This window comes from Trabulsiella odontotermitis (genome assembly GCF_001188485.1).
Classification (GTDB): domain Bacteria; phylum Pseudomonadota; class Gammaproteobacteria; order Enterobacterales; family Enterobacteriaceae; genus Trabulsiella; species Trabulsiella odontotermitis_A.
In genome coordinates this window covers 1-19,616 of the sequence record NZ_JNGH01000032.1, presented here as the reverse complement: position 1 = coordinate 19,616, position 19,616 = coordinate 1, and the positions used below count along the sequence as shown (strand labels likewise).

The following is a 19,616-nucleotide window of genomic DNA, read 5'->3' as shown; positions in this document are numbered from 1 at the left end:
TTTAGGGCCCGGAAAGCCGATGACGATAGCAAAGATAAATGGTCACTGTTTAACGCCATGAACGGTAACGGCGGTGAACTCAGCGCCGAAGCTGCCGGGATAGCCGTTTGTCTGATGGCATACAGCCACCACGCCATGCACACCGAATGCGACGCGATGACTGCGCATTATTACCGTCTGCGGGATTACGCGCTCAGCCATGCGGAATGTAACGCCATTATGCACATCATTGACTGAGGTCAGTATTATGGAACAACAGTTACCGCTGTTTGCCGCCGCATTAGCACCAGCAGAGCAGCAAACCATCCGGGAAGCATTAACCCTGCTGGAGCGCCAGTTACGCGAACCCGGTGCGTCATTTACCTCCGGTAGCTCAGTACGTGACTGGCTGCGTCTGCAGCTCGCTTCACTGGAACGGGAGGAATTTACCGCACTCTTCCTCGACAACCAGCATCGACTGATAGCCCACGAAACTCTTTTCACCGGCACCATTAACCATACCGAAGTGCATCCCCGTGAAGTGGTGAAGGCGGCACTGAAGTATAACGCTGCAGCCGTCATTATCGCTCACTCTCATCCTTCCGGGCTCGCTGAACCCAGCCAGGCCGACCGCCAGATTACGGCACGACTTAAACAGGCGCTGGCGCTGGTTGATATCCGTCTTCTCGATCACCTGGTCGTCNCCGCCACCCGCAGCCCCGCCTGTTTCGCTTCTGCACCGGCAGATATCGCTGGTACGGCAGTGTCTGCCATTACGCCGGCCGGGAAGCACAGGATATCTCAGGTGTACTCGCGGTCTTTGCGGAGCGTCGCCGGGACCGCCATGGTCCGTATGTGGTCCTGCGTTGCGTCACCCTTAATTAACCCTCAACTCATTTTTTAACGAGGCTTAACCATGCAGAACAAAACGACCGACACTGGTGACCATGCGGCTTCACCCCGGTGGGGACTGAAACGCGATATTACCCCGGGTTTTGGCGCACGACTGGTGCAGGAAGGTCACCGCCTGCACTACCTGGCTGACCGCGCCGGCATCAGCGGTAAATTCAGCGACGCGGATTTACGCCATCTCGACCAGGTGTTTCCGGTCTTCATGAAACAGCTGGAGCTGATGCTCACCAGTGGTGAGCTCACTCCCCGCCATCAACACGGCGTCACGCTGTACGCGAAAGGCCTGACTTGCGAAGCAGATTCACTCGGTNGATGATGTGCGAAGCATTGATGCCTCTGTGACCGAAGAGGAAGCCATTGCGGTCCTGCAGCATGCCGATGAGCATCACGATGCTGAACAGGGCATTAACTGGTCCACACTGGAAGCTTCACTGGACGCCATTCGTCAGCCCCCCACAGCGTAGTCCCTTCACCCTCTCCACCTCTTTTATTTAACAGAGGATACCCCTTTATGAAAACACAATCAGCACCCCGGAAGGGGGCGGCTCCGTTACGCCCGTCACCCGTCCATGTCTGGCAGACCCTGCTCACGTACCTGCTGGAGCAACATTACGGCCTCACGGTCAACGTCACACCGTTTGGTAACGACGGTGTCATTGAGCAGCATATTGACGCCGGTATTTCGCTGGCAGACGCCGTGAATTTTACAGTGGGGTGACACGATGAAGCTCTCCCTCACCATGGAAGCCGATGCCATTAACGTACTGGCCCTTAACATGGGCCGGATTGCCGTTGATATTGATGGTATTGAACTGACCGACCTGATCAATGTGGTCTGTGATAACGGGTATTCGCTTCGCGTTGCTGACGAGCCCGGAAAGCTGGTTATTGAAGATCCGCTTCCGCCCGTCGCCCGCGTTAACGGCATTCAGTGCAGCACCGCACATATCACGGAGGAAGACAACACCCTGCTGTATACGCTCTCGCACCAGCATGAAGACCACAGCGACAGTGAGTGGATCTGCTATACCGGTTCCGGTTATCTGATCCACCTCGATGCGTGGCAGTACCCGGTACTTCAGCTAAAGAAACGGGGATTATCAAAAGCCTGCCGTCGGTTAGTGGTGACATTAATGTGCCGTTATCACATTCGCATTATTCATCTTGATGCCCTCGGCGAGCAGTTATCCGGTTTTTCCACTTTTGAGTGGTGATCCGCTTCCGGTTACCACGAGGTCTTTTCATGCGGACATTAACCACTGAAGAAGCCCTGCAAATCCTGATCGACTGGCTACGGGACAATATCAACTGCGACAGCGGAATTATCTTCGATAACGACGAGGACAATACGGACTCCACCATGCTGCTCCCGCATGTAGAGCAGGCACTGAATGACGTTCGCTATCTCCGCCATCTGCAGTTGTTGCAACGAGCCCGGTCAGAATAGCCCTGCCTTCTGTACCCCGACACACGACACAAACGTCAGCCTTAACCGGGCTGGCGATTGTTCTTATATAAAGGAAAGAAAACAATGGTCGTACTGACGCATACCGCTCCTGACGTGTTAACCGATCACACTGACGTGATCTGCTCCACCAGCATTGAACGTATTGTCACCGGACGTAATGCTGCGCTGAGCCTGACAGAAATCCTTATCCATCAACTTAACGATATCTCAGCGCTGACAACCAGTATTGGCGGTGGCAAAGCGAATGAATGGGGAATGAAACAACATCGCTATGAATGCTGGTTGATGGAGAAACCAGAAATGGCGATGAAAGCCATCACCCGCAACATTGATCGCAGCATCTGGAAAGATTTAATGCAACGGTCAGGAATGCTCTCGCTCATGGATGCTCAGGCCCGTGACGAGTGGAACAACAGTCTGGAGAAAGACGACATCCCGGCGATCTCTGAAGCCAACATACTCAGCACGTTTGAGCAACTGCATCACAGCAAAGGCGAAGTATTTGAGCGCGGTGTCATTAACGTCTTCAAAGGCTTAAGCTGGAATTTTAAGACCAATTGCCCCTGTAAGTTTGGCGCAAAAATTATTGTGGCGGGACTGGTTAAATATGACCGATGGGGATTTGGCCTGAACTGGGGCTGGCAGCGCGACCGCCTGGCAGACCTTGAGCGCATGCTGATGATCCTTGATGGGCAACCCATTCCCGACAACCGAGCTGACGTTACCCGTCGTCTCGGAGACCATATTCATGAGAACAGACACAGCAATCGTTACGAGGACGAGATGTTTACAATCAAGTATTTTCAGAAGGGAACAGCGCATATCACATTGAAGCGCCCTGAACTGATTGATAAAATGAATGATATTGTAGTGAAGCATTTTCCTTCAATGTTACCCTCTCGTTCCTGAGTATGAATCCGCCGATCCAGCACCAAAAAGGACTGAGGGTACAATTGAGGGCACAAAAACAACCACATCAAAAATAAATAATAAAATTCAATAAGTTAATTGATAATATCGATTCCGAGTCCGGCACCACTTCTTTAAAGAACCCGCCCTTGAGGCGGGTTTTTGCTATTCCGGGATATGAACTCTCCATCGAACGTCACTCGATTACCCGCCGCACGCGGCAAGTCTGCATACCTAATCGCACAGCTCATTCCAGTACATTTCTCGCGTGCGGCGCAGTTCAGCGTGGCGTTTTATCACTGAACCACTCCGGATCAATGTTGGCTACATCCACGCCATACAGGCTGGCGACAGGGAGTATTGACTCAAGAACACGTTGCGCGCTGTTCTCCGCATTCGCTGATCGGGTCGCAAAAAACCGCCGTAACGTGCTTATCCACTTTTTCATCGTCTTTACCCTCTCGCTCAACCTTTCTACGTTAAACCACTAAATTCCGTGCAGGGGAAATACCAATGCTGACTGTCGATGTGCAAAATTTGCAAATAGCCTCCCCGTTCCTTTACCCATCGTTAACACATTGTTCACTAATGCTTTTTTGCTAATAACTAAGAACGATTTCTTATTTGGCGATAGCTTTCGCTTATGGGAGCGTAACGGGACAAAACAAAAACACGGGATGATCTATTACTATGGCAGCAAACATAAAATGGTTTAAAAAACGGACACTGGTGCTGGGATTACTGGCGGCAGGCAGTCTGCTTTCAGCCCAGGCACAGGCCGATCAGCTGGCGGATATTAAGGCTGCGGGGGTGGTAAAAGTGGCCACTTTCGATGCCAACCCGCCGTTTGGTTCAATAGATGCAAAAACCCATGAGATCGTGGGTTACGACGTGGACTTCGCCAAAGCACTGGCAAAAGCGCTTGGCGTGAAGCTGGAACTGGTCGCCACCAACCCGGCCAACCGCATTCCACTGCTGCAGTCCGGAAAAGCAGATTTGATTGTGGCGGATATTACCATCACCCCGGAACGTGCGCAGGTGATTGATTTTTCTACCCCTTACTTTGTCACAGGCCAACAGTTCCTAGTTCCGGCAAAATCACCGGATAAGCTCGATGACTATGGCCGGGCGCGAATCGGCGCGGTTAAGGGAACGACGGGCGAACAGGCGCTGCACCAGCGTTTCCCGCAATCCCGCGTGCTCTCTTATGACGACATTCCACTGGCGCTGACAGCACTGCGCAATGGCAACGTGCAGGCAATCACCCAGGACAGTACGATTCTGGCAGGTCTGCTGGCACAGGCGCCGGATAAAGCGAACTTTAAAATCCTTCCCGATCTGCTCAGTAAAGAAGAGATTGGCGTTGGGGTGAAAAAAGGCGAAACGGCACTGCTGAACGCGGTCAACAATGAGCTGGTCAATCTTGAGAAGAATGGTCAGGCGGCAAAAATCTACGATGTCTGGTTTGGCCCAGGCACGCCTTCTCCACAACCTCGCGCCTTTAAAATAGAAGCCCAGTAATATGTTCTCAGGTTTATTTTCATCCTCCGCGGCCAGTGCCGCGGATTTTTCACATCTGGAACAGGCCAGCGTCGAATTTCGCAATGTGGACAAACGCTACGGTGACCATCAGGTTTTAAACGACATCAACCTCACCATTACGCCTGGTGAAGTGGTTGCCATCCTCGGCCCTTCGGGTTCCGGTAAATCCACCCTGATTCGTCTTATCAACCAGCTTGAAACCCTGAGCGGCGGGGAGATCCTGGTTGACAACAAGCCTACCGGACAGCTTTCCGGTAACGGGCTACGTCAGTTGCGTAGCCGGGTCGGGTTTGTGTTCCAGCAATTCAATCTTTATGCCCATCTCACCGCCAGCCAGAACATCACCCTGGCGCTGGAGCATGTTCACGGCTGGAAGCCCCGGCCAGCTCAGGAACGCGCGCTGACACTGCTGGAAAACGTCGGGATGCTGGAAAAAGCCCACCATTTCCCCGCGGAACTTTCCGGCGGCCAGCAACAGCGGGTGGCAATTGCCCGCGCCCTGGCCTCATCACCACAAATCATTCTGTTCGATGAACCTACTTCCGCACTGGATCCGGAGATGATTGGTGAAGTGCTGTTTGTGATGAAAGCCCTCGCCCACAGTGGGATCACCATGATTGTGGTTACCCATGAGATGCAGTTTGCCCGGGAAATTGCCGACCGGATTGTTTTTATCGACGGTGGACAAATTCTTGAAACCGCACCGCCGGAGCAATTTTTCAGGCAACCATCACATCCCCGTGCGCAACGCTTTCTGCAAAAAGTCCTGAACCCTCTGCATCAGGAGCGGTTGTAATGCTAACCCTCGACTGGCAGGGCGTGCTGACCGGGCAGCCTCTGCAGTGGATTTTATCCGGTTTTCTCACCACCCTGTGGGTTACGCTCGCCGGGGCGATTCTTGCAAGCCTGCTTGCACTGCTTTTCCTTCTTCTGCGCCTCTCAGGTAGACGCTTCGGCAGCGCGGTTGTTAATGGCTGGGTCTCGCTGTTTCGCAATACCCCGCTGCTGGTGCAATTGCTGTTCTGGTATTTCGCCGCCTGGAACTGGCTGCCCCAGGCGTTCAGAAATGTGGTGAATGCGGAACACAACTGGTCCATTTTGCCCGGTAACGTCTGGTGGTTTACCCCCGAGTTTTTATGTTCTGCCTGGGGATTAGGGGTTTTCACTTCGGCGTTTTTAATCGAGGAGGTGGAGTCAGGGTTACGTTCAGTCCCTGCCGGGCAACGGGAAGCGGCACTCGCACAGGGATTCTCCTCGTGGCGTTTGTTTCGTTACATCCTTCTGCCGCAGGGACTGGCTAACGCATGGCAGCCCGTTGTGGGGCAGTATCTCAATCTGATGAAGCTCTCATCCCTCGCCAGCGGGATTGGCTTTGCCGAACTGACCTGTCAGGTCAGGCAGATCGAAAGTTACAACGCACATGCGCTGGAGGCATTTACCGTCGGTACTGTGCTCTATCTCCTGACCGGTGTCGTGATGGGGTTACTCCTGGTACGTATCGGTCCAGGAACAAAACGCAAACAGCAGGCGATGGTCACGACAGGGAGTGAAAAACATGATTGCCGGACTTAATGTCATTGTTGATAACCTCGATTATCTTCTGTGGGGACGCGCGGCCGCCGGTGAGCCTGGTGGGGTATTGCTCTCGTTAATGATGGCATTTGGGGCTGCTCTACTCGCCCTGCCCGGCGGGATTGCTCTGGCATGTCTGGCCTGGCGCTTTACCGGGATCGTGCGCAAGGCGCTGTTTTTGTGGGCAGAACTGATTCGCGGCATTCCGTTAATCTTTGTGATTTTCTGGATGTGGTATCTTCTGCCACTCATCACAGGAAGCGATCTTCCAGGGGCGCTCACCGTGACGCTGGCCCTGGCCTGGTTTACGGCGGCATCGGTGATGCATTCGGTATTCGCGGGTCTGAGGGCGTTACCGTCAGGGCAGTACGAAGCAGCCCTGTCTCAGGGATTCAGTACACGACAAACGTTGAGGTGTGTACTGCTGCCGCAGGCTCTGAGGAATATACTTCCGTCTCTGGTGGGGATTTTTATCAGCCTGCTGAAAGATACGTCACTGGCGTTCATTGTGAACGTGCCTGAACTGACCACGGTTGCAGGACAGGTGAATAACCGGGTGCAAATTTACCCGGACCCGTCCATGTCTGGCAGACCCTGCTCACGTACCTGCTGGAGCAACATTACGGCCTCACGGTCAACGACACACCGTTTGGTAACGACGGCGTCATTGAGCAGCATATTGACGCCGGTATTTCACTGGCAGACGCCGTGAATTTTATCGTGGAGAAGTACGGGCTGGTTCGTACCGACCGCCATGGCTTCAGTGGCACGAAGCAGTCCCCCTTCATCAGCAGCACTGATATTCTCCGCGCCCGTAAAGCCACCGGAATGATGATGCGGGACAATTACAGAGCCATCACGGATATTACCTGCGGCAACCACAGTGGGGTGACCCGATGAAACTGTCCCTCACCATGGAAGCCGATGCCATTAACGTACTGGCCCTTAACATGGGCCGGATTGCCGTTGATATTGATGGTATTGAACTGACCGACCTGATTAATGTGGTCTGTGATAACGGTTATTCGCTTCGCGTTGTTGATGACCCCGGAAAGCAGGTTGTGGAAGACTCACTCCCGCCCGTCGTCCTCCTGAACGGTATTCAGTGCAGTACCGCTCATATCACCCGCCAGGATAACGATATTCTGGAACTGGCAACACTTCAGTACCACGACGGCGGCGACAGCGACTGGATATTGTATACAGGCTACGGTTTTCTGCTCAGGCTGAATGCCCGCCGGTATCCGGTACTGGCGCTGAAGCGAATGGGGCTCTCAAAAGCCTGCCGCCGGTTAATTGTCACACTGATGCACCGTTACCACACTGATATCCTTCATCTGGATGCGGCCGGTGAACGTCTGCCGGGCTTTGAAGTCTTTGACTGGTAATTTCCTTATTCTCCGGGTACAGCATCCCCGGATTTATGTTGTCCGGCGCTTAACGGTCTGATAAACCTGTTATCAGAGACATAATTACAACAAGGACTTGTAAATGGAAATGATCAAAAGTGCCGTATTCTCGGAATGCGGGCAATATCGTTATGTGATTGCCAGAATCTGGGATGAAACAAAGCCGTATGCTCTCTTTATTGGTCTGAATCCTTCTTATGCTGATGCTGAGCTGGATGATCCGACTTCAGGGCGATGCATATCATTTGCTAAACAATGGGGGATGGGGGGGATCCGTATTGTTAATTTGTTTGCATATGTTCATACAAACCGTTTTGAAATGATGAAAGCGGCTGACCCTGTGGGAGCTGACAATGATCGTTATATAAATGAAATGGTGGCTGGTGCCGGGATTGTGGTCGCAGCCTGGGGAAATGAAGGAAAGTATTTACAGAGATCCGCAGCTATACGAAAACTTCTCCCCGCCAGTACGAAATGCTTTCAAATCAATGCAACCGGAGAACCAGGGCACCCTCTGTATGTTCACAGCAAAATGGAACTCATTCCATTTGCACAGCACCAGATTGATTGAGTGGCTATAAAAGCCGAATTAACTACCTTCTGTACATTATACATCCACACAAGCGCCAGCCTTAACCGGGCTGGCGTTTGTTCTTATATAAAGGAAAGAAAACAATGGTCGCACTGACGCATACCGATCCTGACGTGTTATCTGATTACACAGATGTGATTTGCTCCACCAGCATTGAACGCATCGTCACCGGACGTAATGCAGCGTTGAGCCTGACAGAAATCCTTATCCATCTTCTTAACGATATCTCAGCGCTAACAACCAGTATTGGCGGTGGCAAAGCGAATGAATGGGGAATGAAACAACATCGTTATGAATGCTGGTTGATGGAGAAACCAGAAACGACGATGAAAGCCATCACCCGCAATATCGATCGCAGTATCTGGAAAGATTTAATGCAACGCTCAGGAATGCTGTCGCTCATGGACGCTCAGACCCGTGATGAGTGGTACAACAGCTTGGAGAAAAACGACATCCCGGCGATCTCTGAAGCCAACATACTGAGCACATTCAGTCAACTGCATCAGAATAAAGGAGATGTGTTTGAGCGTGGGGTAATCAACGTTTTCAAAGGTCTGAATTGGAACTATAAGACCAACTCGCCCTGCAAATTTGGCGCGAAAATCATTGTCAGCGGTCTGGTGAAATATGACCGGTGGGGATTTGGACTTAGCTGGGGCTGGCAACGTGACCGCTTGGCTGACCTTGAACGCATGCTGATGATCCTTGACGGAAAACCCATTCCAGACAACCGTGCCGATGTCACCCGTCGTCTCGGAGACTATATTCATGAGAACAGACACAGCAATCGTTATGAGGATGAGATGTTTGCAATCAAATATTTTCAGAAAGGTTCGGCACACATCACCATGAAACGTCCTGATCTGGTGGAGCAACTGAATGACATCATCGCCAGACACTATCCGGGGATGTTGGCTGCGAAGTAGTTCAACACCACAATTTTAGTGCCCGGAATTACATGATCTCCAGAGAAATGTGATCGGGGGCCTAATTGGGGGCCTCTGAGTTATTCGAACGTATAAAATAGCAATAATAACAAAGTATTATCGAATTACATTCGAAGTCTGCAGGGGGGCCATGACCATCACATCTTCCGATTTCAACGTAAATCATCACATTGAACCTGCCCTGCTGCTTTTCTGGAATGGATACCGCCGTTACCGACGGCATCAAGGCCTTCCCGGCGCAAATTGCTTATCAGAATGAGGTGCGCTTGTACTGAAGATATTGCGGCTGCCAGAATCCGGCCGCGATGTTATGTTGCAAGGTTTCCTGCGGGATGTTTACGGCGACGCCATCACGTTGAGCAGCCAGAGCAACATTCAGGGCGATAGCCTGCGTCACCTGCCGGATGTCATTAATACTGGGCAACAGCGGGCCATGTCCGTCGCGCACCAGCGGCGAACAACGTGCCAGCGTGCGGCTGGCCGCCATCATCATGTTATCGGTGACGCGTGTGGCGCGGCTTACCATCACGCCCAGACCCACACCAGGGAAGATATAAACATTATTGCATTGCGCAACAGGATACATTTTTCCCCCGTGGCTTACCGGCTCGAACGGGCTGCCGGTGGCGATGAGCGCGTTACCATCGGTCCAGCGCAGAATATCTTCCGGCCGTGCCTCAGCGCGTGAGGTCGGGTTGGAAAGCGGCATGACGATCGGTTGCGGACAGTGACGATACATTTCCCTGATCACCGCTTCGCTGAACAGTCCTGGCTGCCCGCTGACACCGACCAGAACGGACGGTTTTGCCTGGCGTACCACGTCTATCAGCGAGAACGCCTCCTGCTGACCGCCCCACCCCGCCAAACGCGAGCGCGGCTGCGCCAGCGGTGACTGGAAAGAGGTCTGATTGGTTTGATCGTCCGTAAGCAGGCCAAAGCGATCCACCATGTAAATGCGCGCACGGGCCTGCGCATCCGTCAACCCTTCAGCCACCATCTGCGTGACGATATGTTCGGCAATGCCACACCCGGCCGATCCCGCACCCAGGAAGACGACCGTTTGATCGCATAACCGACGTCCGGAGGCCTGGCTTGCCGCCAGCAGGCATCCCAGGGTCACCGCAGCGGTACCCTGGATATCATCATTAAAACAGCAGATCTCATCGCGATAGCGGGTCAGCAGCGGCATCGCCGTCTGTTGGGCAAAGTCTTCGAACTGTAATAGCACGTCCGGCCAACGGCGCTTAACCGCGCGGATAAACATCTCGATGAACTCAAAATACGCGTCGCCGGTGATGCGCGGATGGCGCCAACCCATATACAAAGGGTCATTGAGCAGTTGGGAATTGTTTGTTCCCGCATCCAGCAGGATTGGCAGCGTATGCGACGGCTTGATACCACCGCAGGCGGTATACAGCGAAAGTTTGCCGATAGGAATCCCCATACCGCCAATTCCCTGATCGCCCAGGCCGAGGATCCGCTCCCCGTCCGTGACGACAATCACCGAGATATTCTGCTTTGTGGCGTTATGCAATATATCGTCGATTATATGCCGGTCCGGCCAGGCGATGAATAATCCCCTGGCGCGGCGATAGATGTCGGAAAAGTGTTCACAGGCATGTCCGACTACCGGGGTATAAATAATCGGCATCATTTCCACCAGGTGCTTGCTCAGAAGGTGGTAAAACAGCGTCTCGTTGGTGTCCTGAATATTGCGCAGATAGATATGACGGGCAATATCCGACTTGATATCCAGAAATTGCTGATAGGCCCGCAGCGACTGCTCTTCAATCGTCTCAACCGCTGCGGGCAACAGCCCACTCAGGTTAAACATTTCGCGTTCTTTTTCAGTAAACCCGCTGCCTTTATTCAGCAGCGGGGATTCCAGTAAAACCGGGCCTGAATAAGGGATATAAAGTAAATTGTCTCTGATTTCGTGGGTCATAACTTACGTCCGGCTAACTGATGTTGACAGCAAAGTACTCTCACCAGGCTCTCTGGATTTAATGACATCGCACTGACGACACACCTTTCAGAACAACAGATAGTTAGCCAGCAACATGGTAAGCATGCCGCCGAGCGCCGGAATTAAGGTTCTACGCACAATCATGAACGGTGAACATTCACCGGCTTTGCTGACCGCAATGATGATCCCTGCGACGGGAGAAATGGAACGTCCCATTCCAGCCATCAGTTGCATCGGCAGAATCATATGTACGGCGCTTTCACCAAATTTCGTGGCGATAGCAGGTGCCATGCCGGAGAAAGAGAAAAACGCCGCAACCCCGGAGCCCGTCAATACGGCGGTTATACCTACCAGCAGCGTCATCACCACGGTCATGCTGGCAAAGCCAAAGCCCGCGTTCTGCACCATCTCCAGCAGGTAATCCACCGCGCCGATTTTTTGCATGCCTTGCGCGTAGATATCCGCACACACCAACAATGAAACCACGCTGGTAAACATCCCGCCCATTCCTTTAAAAAATACCTGCACACCTTTACAGCAACCACGGAAGTCGCGTTTGACGAACAGTTCGCACACGAACGCCAGTATTGTGCCGGCAATCATAGCGGTAACTACGTCGATTTTAATGGTGGAGATGACCAACGGGCTAAAGACCAACACCAGAATCACCGGGAATACAGGCAGGAAAGCATACAGCCCCGGCACTTTTTCGCTGTCCTCACCCTGAGGCGTCGTGTCGTCCGCCGTCTGACTGGTCATCACGTGACCCTCTTTCTTGTCATAATATTTGGCGGTAAAGAAAATCAGCACCGACACCACCAACATAACGGCAACAGCCACAGGCATCTGATAGTGCGCAAAGTAAACGGCAGCTTCCATGCCGGCATGTTTAGCCGCCAGGTTGGCCGTGCCGACCGCGGGGCCTAAGTCCATAAAGGCGCACAAACCGATCATCGCCGCTGCTGCTGCTTTACTGACACCCAGCCGCACCAACACCGGGAAGAACGTCACTAATAACATCATCGCCAGCCCGGCGGCGCTGGAAATCGCGACGTGCAGCAACTGTGCGCAAATATACCCCACAGCCAGGATCACGTAGGGTGCCTTGATGATTTGCAGGGGACGAATGCAGACGTTCACCATTGCATTGGAGGCTTTGATATGATCCATATAACTGGCAAAACCGCCCGCGGCCATGATGATCAAACCGATACCGGCGATCTGCGTGGAGAGCGAATCTTTGGCAAACGTAAAGATATCCAGCCAGGTGGAACCGGTTGAGGTAGCCTTACCGTAGAGAATGCTATTTTCGGGATAGAAGACAGCAGTAATGGTCAATAAAGACAAACCAGCCAGCAGCAATACCGTCTGAGGTTGGAAGTTCTTGATGATTAACCATGCTGCAATGATAGTGATCACGATTGCGATTACAAATGCGGTCATGAGATCGTCCTTTTGTTTTCCTATATACGACGGCTAGTTATATTTAGATCGCCTAATTCTCTATAAAGTCAGAGACTGATGCCGTAATGAAATCATGATCGAATCAGGGCAATGTGAGCTATGAGAAATTGTTTTTCCCGCTGGGGTTTGTGCGCATGATCTCATAACAGGAAATATGTCAATCACTATACAGAAGGCTATAGCAAAGCATTATTATGTGATTAGACTTTTCTCTATAAAGAATATAGTATCTTTTTATCCATAGTGTGTAAGGACTACTATTATGAAAAAAAACATCCCTTTAACATTAGAGGATTATATTTCAAAAACCGTGCTTTTATGTTCACTAACCGAGTCAGAACACCGTCTTGATGCGTATATACGTGAACATTTCAACGAACTCCCTTTTCACGGTATCATCGACATTGCCCGCAATGCCACGGTGAGTAAAGCAACGGTAGGGCGTTTTTTAAATAAGCTGGGATTTATCGGCTATGCCGACTTCCGTCGGGCATTGGAAAATACGCTGACACTGCAAAAAATGGTGCCACCGTTTGAGCTGGCATCACGCATTCAGGTGAAAGAAAAGATTACCACGGCGCAAATTGTTTCCGAATTCAATAAGAATGTTACGACCTTGTTCGAGAATTTTAAAGATAATATCAATATTGACAGTCTGGATAAATTTATCGATATTATTTTGAATACCAACCGACATATATACGTTATCGGTCCCGCGTCTTCCTATGCGATGGCGAAACATTTTACTACCCTGATTAAATATTTCCGCGATCGGGTCACATTGCTTTCTATGGACGTTGGGGAGTTGCCGAAGTCATTGCTGACCGTCACGGATCAGGACGTGCTGATCGTTTTCTCCTACTACCGTTTTAACCGGGTAGTGATCCGCGTTACCGAATGGTGCTGTAAAAAAGGCGCGACGGTAGTGCTGATTACTAACTCGGAGTCCAACCCGTACGGCAAATTTTGTAACCTGCAGTTTGTGTTGCCGAGCGATACGCAATCCGTATTCAAAAGCCGCATTGTCGGTTTCTTTTTTATTGAGCTGGTGTTGCATCTGGCCTATGAAAAAGGCGAAGGTGAGGGCAATTTCGAGCAACTGGAGGAATTGTTTGTCTTTTTTGAAACCTTTTCTCCTCTTCCTGGATAATGACCGCTTCCTGTCGACACACCTGCTTGTCGGCAGGAAGCGAATGTCGCTGTACTACGCCGTCCGGACATGAATGTAATCGTCGAAGGCTGTGACGGTTTCCTCGATCAGCGCGTCATTGCAGCCCAGATAAGACAATGGATCGCAAGCGGCGACAATCTCAGTCTCAGTCAGCGCGTCAAGAACGGTCTGATTTTCCAGCACGCACTGCAACAGATCTTTAGAGCCGTCTGCGTCTTTTAATAACGCTTTCATCAGATCGTAAGCGGCACCGCGCCCCATTTTCTCCGCCAATACCATGGTGACGGATTCCGACATAATGAAGTTCTTTGAAGCGGCGAAGTTGCCGCGCATCTTCTCTTTGTCCACCACCAGATGCGTAAATAACCGGACAGCACGTTCAAGGCTGGCCGACAAGGCCAGCGCCGACTCCGGCACCAGCGTCCAGTTGAGTACGCGAGCGGAGGCAGCCCGCACATCACACTGGTCGAGAAGGCTGGTCGCGCCAGAGGCATAGTTCCAGCCCATGCGGGAAAGCGTCTGGATCATATTGCTCGCGCGGGGGTTCGTCTTGTGTGGCATCGTACTGGATCCTCCCCCGCCCTCGCCTTCACGCAACTCGGCCACGGACGTGCGCCCCTGCGTTTCAACGTCGTTGGCCATGCGACACAGCGTGCCATGCACAAGGGCAAAAAACTGCACCACTTCGACGACATGATCCTGACTGGCATTGCTCATACCGACCGGGCATGACAGCCCTAACGCGTCCATTAATTGCTTACGTATCGCCATTCCCTGGCTGCCGACGGATGCCAGGTTGCCGACCGCTCCGCCAAACAGGCCGGTAGTCGCCGCCGGGTAGAGGCGATCCAGGCGCTGAAGGTGGCGGGTTAGCTCGGACAGATAGCTGCTGACATGTAGCCCCCACGTCGTGGCGGAAGCATCAACGGAATTCGTTCTGGCGACCATCACCGTATGTCGGTGCTCCAGCGCCATCGCTTTCAACGTTTCGCCCAACTGCACCAACTGCCTGCGCAGCAGTTGCAGGGTTTGCTTCATGCGCATGGCCAGGGCGGTATCCAGCAGATCCTGAGTCGTGCAGCCCCAGTGAAGGTATTTTTTGACTAAAGGGGAACCAGCATCGGCAATTTGATCAACCAGGGGCTTAATCGCCATACCGACGGAGCGCGTTTCCCTGGCCAGGCGCGGCCAGTCGATTTTCAGCGTCTGGCAGGCGGCGGAAATTTCCGCGGCGGCTTCAGGGGGAATAATACCTAACTCAGTCTGCACATGCGCGATGGTTGCTTCAAAGGTCAGCCAACAACGAAGAAGGTTATCATCGGACCAGATTGATTTCATCTCCGGCTGCGTGAAGAGAGAAGAATACAATTCTGAATCAAATACCGAACTTTGACTGCCTGGCATTATAAACTCCTGTGACGTACGTCGCTGATAACAGCGTATCATTCAAATCAATTTTAACTGTATAACGAGTATTCTGGAGCAATTCTTTTTGCATAAACAGGGGAATATGCATTTCCCATCTGTCCCGGGGAGTACAACATGAAAAACGTGATGAGATTAACATAAATACATCATCTCTATCTCAGTTCACAGAAAAACAATTAAACCGCCATTTTTTATTTTTAATAAAACCGCCACGAAATAACAAAAGCCGCCATCGCGCTCTATTTTATGTGCGTATAATCACATTTTATTATGAGAAAAACCAATTCCCGTATCCGCTCTGGATGAGTGTAACTAAAAATTAATGGCGCCTGATAATAACTATTCAATCCTGCATCAAGGGCGAACATATTTATTTTTTAAGGGGAAGAACAGCATGAGCATTAAAGCCAAAACATTATTATTCATTGCCTTATCTGGGGCAAGTACATCAGCGCTGGCGATTAGCGTCTATAAAGATAAAGCCACCACGCTGGATATTTACGGGCGTATTGAGTGGCAACTCGCGAATGGCGATGCATCTTTCGCTAATGATGACTCCCGTAGCCAAATAGGGGGACGTTTAGGGGTTTATTTAACCCGCGACCTCTCTTTACTGGAAGACACTAAACTTGTCGGTCGCCTGGAGTGGCAGGTTCGTACCGAAAAAGATGATAATAAAACTAACGATAACGACCTCGACGCCCGTTACGCCTATCTGGGGCTTTCTCATGCTAAATATGGCGAGCTGATTGCCGGTCGTACTAAAAACCCGTTATATCAGGTCATGCGCATGACGGACAAATATAAAAACTTTACGCCGAACGTATATAACTACGGTATTACCACGATTGACGACTCTTACCAATTTAACCGTCAGGACGGCACCCTGCAATGGAACGGTGATTTCAGCGGGCACCAGGTGCAACTGGCTCACGTTTTTGGAAATGGTAATAGCGACAACGATGCACTTGATAACGGCATGATGGCCAGTTATCGCAAGATGATTAAAATCGGCGACGTAAAAATCACACCGGCGATTGCCGCCAGTCAATATAACCGTCAGGACGGCGTAAAAACCACTGACGGCCGCAGGAAGCACAGCCAGGTAATGGGCGGGCTGCAGCTCGATTATAGCGATCTGTCATTAGCCGTAACGGCGGGTAAGGTCTCCATAGAAAGAGACAATAAATCTGACAATGACTATACGAGCTTCGATTCCGTTGCCTCTTACCAATTCACCAGAGAATTCAAAGTGCTTGGCGGGTACAGCGTCCTGGATGAAGCCGACGAGGATGTGTACGAACACGAGGGCTGGCGAATTGAATCGCAACTTACCTTAGCAAAGAACGTTTATTTATCGGCAACTTATCTTAAAACACTGGCCAGTAAAAACGAGAAGATCAACGATGACGCCGTTATCGTCGGGTTGCGTTACGACTTCTGAGGAGAGAATAATGAAAAAAATCATGTTGTTTCTGGCAGGGCTGGCGCTGATGGTCGACGCGCAGGCCGACACGATTATTGCAGCCAAACCGCAGGATAAACTGAGCGGAGTCAATAAATCCATTGCGATCTACGGAAATTCTTATACGCATTATAACAATAATATCAATACCCGACTGCGCGATCTCAGCCGTTCGCTGTTACCGAATAACGCTAAAGACTATATGTTCCGGGGAATCACAATTTCCTCTGGACGTTTAGGCTGGCACCTTCCGAATCTTGAATTCCAGAATACGCTGCAAAAATGGGACGTGGTGATTTTTCAGGGGAATTCAACAGAGGCTTTTTCCGCCAAAAAAGATTCGCGTGACTATTTCACGGAGTCCGCCGTCAAAATGGCAGATATTGCCCACAAAGAGGGCTCGCGTGTGGTTTATTTTATGACCTGGGCCAGCAAGGATAAACCCGAGCAAACTGAAAAACTGGAGAAAGCCTATCTGGATATAGCCAGTAAAACCGGGGGATACGTCGCACCGGTCGGGCTGGCTTTCAGTAACGCGATTAAGACGCATCCTGAAATCAATCTGTATCATAGCGACGGAAATCACCCCTCGCTGGCGGGAAGCTATCTGGCCGCCAGCGTGCTGTTCGCCACGCTGTATGACCAGTCACCGATTGGCGGCGCACTGCCTGCCGACAGCGATATGACCGGGCAAACCGCCAAAGCGCTGCAGCAGGTCGCATGGGATACCGTCAAGGAATTCCGCGCTAACTGACCGCGGCAGTAACGGCCTCTCCCGTGTTTTCGCTATTGTGCGGGAGAGGCTGCCAACTCATGAAACAGGCGGTGATGCTCAAAGGCACAGGAGACGCCTTTGAGATCAATTGCAGTAATGACACGGGTATTACGCCCTGATTTCAGGAGAGTTTTTGCGAGGGGATTATTGTTGCTGGTTTTTGAGCATGGTCGCCAGATTGATGGCTTCAATCAGTTTTGCCCGGTCGACGCGCGGACTATTGGCATCCAGCAGTTGCTGCCAGAGCGTAATGGCCTGCTTGTAGTCGGCGGTCATAAACGCGTCGGAGGCCAGCAGCATCAGCGCAGTCACTTCACCGGCATCCAGCGCCAGCGCGCGGTCAATCATCTTGCGGGTATCCGGCGTGATGTTTTGCCCCGCCTGATAGTAGAGCACCGTCGCCAGCGCCGCGTAGAGTTCGGCATTGTCGCCACGCAGCGCTAACGCCCGCTGATAAGCCAGCAGGGCATTGTCGTAAGCGTTGCGATAGAGGTAATACTCGCCGAGCGTCGCCCACAGCGTACTGTCCTGCGGCGTGGTACGAATCTTATCCTGCAGCGCGGTAAGCTGTTTCTCAGGCTCGCCCTCGGCGGAAAACGCATGCAGCGGATCGGCAAGGCGCTGTTGTTCTGCCATGACGGCAGCAGGCCGTGACGACAATCCGTAGCCTGCCAGACACGCCAGCATTAGCAGCACCGCTGCGGCGCTCAGCATCCATACCGGTGCCGGGCCATGCGTCGCCTGTATGGCCTGCGGTTCACGCAGATCCTGTTGTAATTCGCGGCAAAGCGTGTCGNAAACCCCGCCACAGAATGATGCCCATCAGTACGATCAGCAGCACCGGCAGGCCCCATAAGATCCACGTCTGCGGTTTTAACGGTGGGCTGTAAAGAACGAAATCACCATAACGTTGCGTCATCCAGCGGGTGATCTCCTCTTCGCGCTTCCCTTCCGCCACCATGGTAAACACCTGATGGCGCATACTGACCGCCACCGGCGCGTTGGATTCGAGTAAATTTTGATTCTGACACTGCGGGCAGCGCAGCTGGCGGGCAATACTGAGCGAGGTTTCCTGCTGTTGCGGGCTGGCAAAGGTCCAGGTGTCGACGATCTGCGCCTGCGCGACACCAGCTATCAACAACGTNNCATGATCAAGACTCTAGCCATGATAGCGTCTCCCGCGCCAGCCGCTGAGCAGCGCACCGGCGATCATCAGCAGGCCGCCGCCCCAAATCCAGCGGATGCCTGTCTGCACATAAAAGCGCATCGCAAAGCGATTCTCACCGGTTTTTTCGCCGATGACCACATACCGGTCGCGCAGCAAATCCCAGTCGATGGCGGGTTCAACCATCTGCTGGCGTCGTGCGGGATAATAGCGGCGCTCGGGGGTCAGCGTAGCGAATCGCGCGTCGTTCCGGTAAATGTCGATAAACGCTTTTTCGGTGGTGTAATTGTCCTTCGCCAGTTGTTCCAGTCGTTCGAAGCGGAAGGTGTAGTCTGCCAGCGTCACGCTCTGCCCCTGGGCGAGATTAACGCTGATTTCCTGTCGGNNGTTTGAACATGGTGAGCGGTTGCCCCCACAGCGCCGCCATCACTCCCGCCACCAGACCGCAAGGCAGCGCAACCTGCACGCCGAAAGACCATGTCAGCGCCACCGCTGCCAGCGCAATCACCAAAATACTTATTATTCGCCGCATGCTGCCGTGCGGTGAGCGCTTCCAGAAACCGCCCGCGGCCAGCCCGAGCGTTATCAGCATCAGCAGACCAAACGGCAGCGTGGCGAGATTAAAATACGGCGCGCCGACGGAGAGCCTTCCGCCGCCGACCAGGCCGTAAATCATCGGGTAAAGCGTACCAATCAGCACGATCAGCAATACGGCGGCGAACAGGAGTAATGAGGCGAGAATAAACGTTTCCCGCGACCAGGCAGCATAACGTGCAGCAGGCCGTTCAATACGCGCGCGCCAGCCGTAAAGCAGCAACGAGCCCAGGCTTAAAACCGCAAACAGCGCGAACA

The 19,616-nt window shown here is 52.2% G+C and carries 21 protein-coding genes and 7 pseudogenes; 20 read left to right on the top strand and 8 right to left on the bottom strand.

Annotated elements, in window-relative coordinates:
- From GM30_RS02300 to GM30_RS02270, 9 genes and pseudogenes are all read left to right on the top strand, one after another.
- Positions 1 to 237: antirestriction protein (locus GM30_RS02300; protein ID WP_162212972.1), on the top strand; the 237-nt coding region annotated here is incomplete at its 5' end.
- Positions 238 to 247: 10 nt separating this feature from the next.
- Positions 248 to 682, top strand: a pseudogene (gene radC, locus GM30_RS02295) (RadC family protein); the annotation flags it as partial.
- A 2-nt stretch (positions 683 to 684) separates the two neighbouring features.
- Positions 685 to 864, top strand: a pseudogene (locus GM30_RS23615) (DUF987 family protein); the annotation flags it as partial.
- A 31-nt stretch (positions 865 to 895) separates the two neighbouring features.
- Positions 896 to 1,207 (top strand): type IV toxin-antitoxin system YeeU family antitoxin, encoded by a 312-nt coding sequence (locus GM30_RS02290; RefSeq protein WP_049847329.1) that lies wholly within the window; start codon positions 896 to 898, stop codon positions 1,205 to 1,207.
- Position 1,208: 1 nt separating this feature from the next.
- Positions 1,209 to 1,355, top strand: coding sequence for a hypothetical protein (locus GM30_RS25925; protein ID WP_155483899.1), 147 nt, complete (start codon positions 1,209 to 1,211; stop codon positions 1,353 to 1,355).
- A gap of 47 nt (positions 1,356 to 1,402) precedes the next feature.
- A pseudogene (locus tag GM30_RS02285) lies at positions 1,403 to 1,603 on the top strand (TA system toxin CbtA family protein); the annotation flags it as partial.
- Between the two features lie 10 nt (positions 1,604 to 1,613).
- Positions 1,614 to 2,105: a DUF5983 family protein gene (locus tag GM30_RS02280; protein ID WP_049847328.1), complete on the top strand. Its 492-nt coding sequence runs from the start codon at positions 1,614 to 1,616 to the stop codon at positions 2,103 to 2,105.
- 29 nt (positions 2,106 to 2,134) lie between these two features.
- Positions 2,135 to 2,338 carry a DUF957 domain-containing protein gene (locus GM30_RS02275; RefSeq protein WP_049847327.1) on the top strand — a complete coding sequence of 68 codons (204 nt, stop codon included), beginning with the start codon at positions 2,135 to 2,137 and terminating at the stop codon, positions 2,336 to 2,338.
- An 84-nt stretch (positions 2,339 to 2,422) separates the two neighbouring features.
- On the top strand, positions 2,423 to 3,268 hold the full coding sequence (locus GM30_RS02270) for a DUF4942 domain-containing protein (RefSeq protein WP_049847326.1): 846 nt from the start codon (positions 2,423 to 2,425) through the stop codon (positions 3,266 to 3,268).
- 280 nt (positions 3,269 to 3,548) lie between these two features.
- On the opposite strand, the gene GM30_RS26680 is transcribed toward GM30_RS02270, so the two are convergent.
- Complete coding sequence (locus GM30_RS26680; protein ID WP_192901434.1) at positions 3,549 to 3,716, bottom strand: hypothetical protein; 168 nt, start codon at positions 3,714 to 3,716, stop codon at positions 3,549 to 3,551.
- A gap of 242 nt (positions 3,717 to 3,958) precedes the next feature.
- Here GM30_RS26680 and GM30_RS02265 point away from each other — a divergent pair, with 242 nt between their 5' ends.
- From GM30_RS02265 to GM30_RS02230, 8 genes and pseudogenes are all read left to right on the top strand, one after another.
- Complete coding sequence (locus GM30_RS02265; RefSeq protein ID WP_124965746.1) at positions 3,959 to 4,789, top strand: ABC transporter substrate-binding protein; 831 nt, start codon at positions 3,959 to 3,961, stop codon at positions 4,787 to 4,789.
- A gap of 1 nt (position 4,790) precedes the next feature.
- Positions 4,791 to 5,606: an amino acid ABC transporter ATP-binding protein gene (locus GM30_RS02260; RefSeq protein WP_049847325.1), complete on the top strand. Its 816-nt coding sequence runs from the start codon at positions 4,791 to 4,793 to the stop codon at positions 5,604 to 5,606.
- Entirely contained in the window at positions 5,606 to 6,382 is a 777-nt protein-coding gene (locus tag GM30_RS02255) for an amino acid ABC transporter permease (protein ID WP_049847324.1), read from the top strand. The genes GM30_RS02260 and GM30_RS02255 overlap by 1 nt, the downstream gene beginning before the upstream one ends.
- Positions 6,366 to 6,953: pseudogene (locus GM30_RS02250) on the top strand (amino acid ABC transporter permease); the annotation flags it as partial. The gene GM30_RS02255 and the pseudogene GM30_RS02250, both read left to right, overlap by 17 nt.
- Positions 6,950 to 7,282 (top strand): annotated as a pseudogene (locus GM30_RS02245) (TA system toxin CbtA family protein); the annotation flags it as partial. The pseudogenes GM30_RS02250 and GM30_RS02245, both read left to right, overlap by 4 nt.
- Complete coding sequence (locus GM30_RS02240; RefSeq protein ID WP_049847322.1) at positions 7,279 to 7,770, top strand: DUF5983 family protein; 492 nt, start codon at positions 7,279 to 7,281, stop codon at positions 7,768 to 7,770. The pseudogene GM30_RS02245 and the gene GM30_RS02240, both read left to right, overlap by 4 nt.
- A 103-nt stretch (positions 7,771 to 7,873) precedes the next feature.
- A complete protein-coding gene (locus tag GM30_RS02235) occupies positions 7,874 to 8,362 on the top strand; it encodes a DUF1643 domain-containing protein (RefSeq protein ID WP_049847321.1) in 489 nt (162 codons plus the stop codon).
- A gap of 104 nt (positions 8,363 to 8,466) precedes the next feature.
- Positions 8,467 to 9,309 (top strand): DUF4942 domain-containing protein, encoded by an 843-nt coding sequence (locus GM30_RS02230; protein ID WP_049847320.1) that lies wholly within the window; start codon positions 8,467 to 8,469, stop codon positions 9,307 to 9,309.
- Between the two features lie 271 nt (positions 9,310 to 9,580).
- On the opposite strand, the gene GM30_RS02225 is transcribed toward GM30_RS02230, so the two are convergent.
- Positions 9,581 to 11,275, bottom strand: a complete 1,695-nt coding sequence (locus GM30_RS02225) for an NAD-dependent malic enzyme (protein WP_049847319.1) — start codon at positions 11,273 to 11,275, stop codon at positions 9,581 to 9,583.
- Between the two features lie 87 nt (positions 11,276 to 11,362).
- Entirely contained in the window at positions 11,363 to 12,739 is a 1,377-nt protein-coding gene (gene dcuC, locus GM30_RS02220; RefSeq protein WP_049847318.1) for a C4-dicarboxylate transporter DcuC, read from the bottom strand.
- Between the two features lie 283 nt (positions 12,740 to 13,022).
- On the opposite strand from dcuC, the gene GM30_RS02215 reads away from it, so the two are divergent.
- A complete protein-coding gene (locus GM30_RS02215) occupies positions 13,023 to 13,910 on the top strand; it encodes a MurR/RpiR family transcriptional regulator (protein WP_049847317.1) in 888 nt (295 codons plus the stop codon).
- 54 nt (positions 13,911 to 13,964) lie between these two features.
- Here GM30_RS02215 and GM30_RS02210 read toward each other — a convergent pair whose 3' ends face one another.
- A complete protein-coding gene (locus tag GM30_RS02210; RefSeq protein WP_049847316.1) occupies positions 13,965 to 15,335 on the bottom strand; it encodes a class-II fumarase/aspartase family protein in 1,371 nt (456 codons plus the stop codon).
- 418 nt (positions 15,336 to 15,753) lie between these two features.
- On the opposite strand from GM30_RS02210, the gene GM30_RS02205 reads away from it, so the two are divergent.
- Entirely contained in the window at positions 15,754 to 16,803 is a 1,050-nt protein-coding gene (locus GM30_RS02205) for a porin (protein ID WP_049847315.1), read from the top strand.
- Positions 16,804 to 16,813: 10 nt separating this feature from the next.
- Entirely contained in the window at positions 16,814 to 17,578 is a 765-nt protein-coding gene (locus GM30_RS02200) for an SGNH/GDSL hydrolase family protein (protein ID WP_049847314.1), read from the top strand.
- 165 nt (positions 17,579 to 17,743) lie between these two features.
- Here the strand turns inward: GM30_RS02200 and nrfG are convergent.
- From nrfG to GM30_RS26935, 4 genes and pseudogenes are all read right to left on the bottom strand, one after another.
- Positions 17,744 to 18,388: pseudogene (nrfG, locus tag GM30_RS02195) on the bottom strand (heme lyase NrfEFG subunit NrfG); the annotation flags it as partial.
- Complete coding sequence (gene nrfF, locus GM30_RS02190) at positions 18,357 to 18,740, bottom strand: heme lyase NrfEFG subunit NrfF (protein ID WP_072094006.1); 384 nt, start codon at positions 18,738 to 18,740, stop codon at positions 18,357 to 18,359. The pseudogene nrfG and the gene nrfF, both read right to left, overlap by 32 nt.
- Positions 18,741 to 18,758: 18 nt before the next feature.
- A pseudogene (locus GM30_RS26940) lies at positions 18,759 to 19,148 on the bottom strand (cytochrome c-type biogenesis CcmF C-terminal domain-containing protein); the annotation flags it as partial.
- The coding region (locus tag GM30_RS26935; RefSeq protein WP_274519030.1) for a cytochrome c-type biogenesis CcmF C-terminal domain-containing protein at positions 19,129 to 19,616 on the bottom strand (488 nt) is incomplete at its 5' end. The gene GM30_RS26935 and the pseudogene GM30_RS26940, both read right to left, overlap by 20 nt.

Coding starts and splice junctions, on each gene's coding strand:
- GM30_RS02280 (WP_049847328.1), top strand. CDS start 1,614: ATGAAGCTCTCCCTCACCATGGAAGCCGATGCCATTAACGTACTGGCC.
- GM30_RS02275 (WP_049847327.1), top strand. CDS start 2,135: ATGCGGACATTAACCACTGAAGAAGCCCTGCAAATCCTGATCGACTGG.
- GM30_RS02270 (WP_049847326.1), top strand. CDS start 2,423: ATGGTCGTACTGACGCATACCGCTCCTGACGTGTTAACCGATCACACT.
- GM30_RS26680 (WP_192901434.1), bottom strand. CDS start 3,716: ATGAAAAAGTGGATAAGCACGTTACGGCGGTTTTTTGCGACCCGATCA.
- GM30_RS02265 (WP_124965746.1), top strand. CDS start 3,959: ATGGCAGCAAACATAAAATGGTTTAAAAAACGGACACTGGTGCTGGGA.
- GM30_RS02260 (WP_049847325.1), top strand. CDS start 4,791: ATGTTCTCAGGTTTATTTTCATCCTCCGCGGCCAGTGCCGCGGATTTT.
- GM30_RS02255 (WP_049847324.1), top strand. CDS start 5,606: ATGCTAACCCTCGACTGGCAGGGCGTGCTGACCGGGCAGCCTCTGCAG.
- GM30_RS02240 (WP_049847322.1), top strand. CDS start 7,279: ATGAAACTGTCCCTCACCATGGAAGCCGATGCCATTAACGTACTGGCC.
- GM30_RS02235 (WP_049847321.1), top strand. CDS start 7,874: ATGGAAATGATCAAAAGTGCCGTATTCTCGGAATGCGGGCAATATCGT.
- GM30_RS02230 (WP_049847320.1), top strand. CDS start 8,467: ATGGTCGCACTGACGCATACCGATCCTGACGTGTTATCTGATTACACA.
- GM30_RS02225 (WP_049847319.1), bottom strand. CDS start 11,275: ATGACCCACGAAATCAGAGACAATTTACTTTATATCCCTTATTCAGGC.
- dcuC (WP_049847318.1), bottom strand. CDS start 12,739: ATGACCGCATTTGTAATCGCAATCGTGATCACTATCATTGCAGCATGG.
- GM30_RS02215 (WP_049847317.1), top strand. CDS start 13,023: ATGAAAAAAAACATCCCTTTAACATTAGAGGATTATATTTCAAAAACC.
- GM30_RS02210 (WP_049847316.1), bottom strand. CDS start 15,335: ATGCCAGGCAGTCAAAGTTCGGTATTTGATTCAGAATTGTATTCTTCT.
- GM30_RS02205 (WP_049847315.1), top strand. CDS start 15,754: ATGAGCATTAAAGCCAAAACATTATTATTCATTGCCTTATCTGGGGCA.
- GM30_RS02200 (WP_049847314.1), top strand. CDS start 16,814: ATGAAAAAAATCATGTTGTTTCTGGCAGGGCTGGCGCTGATGGTCGAC.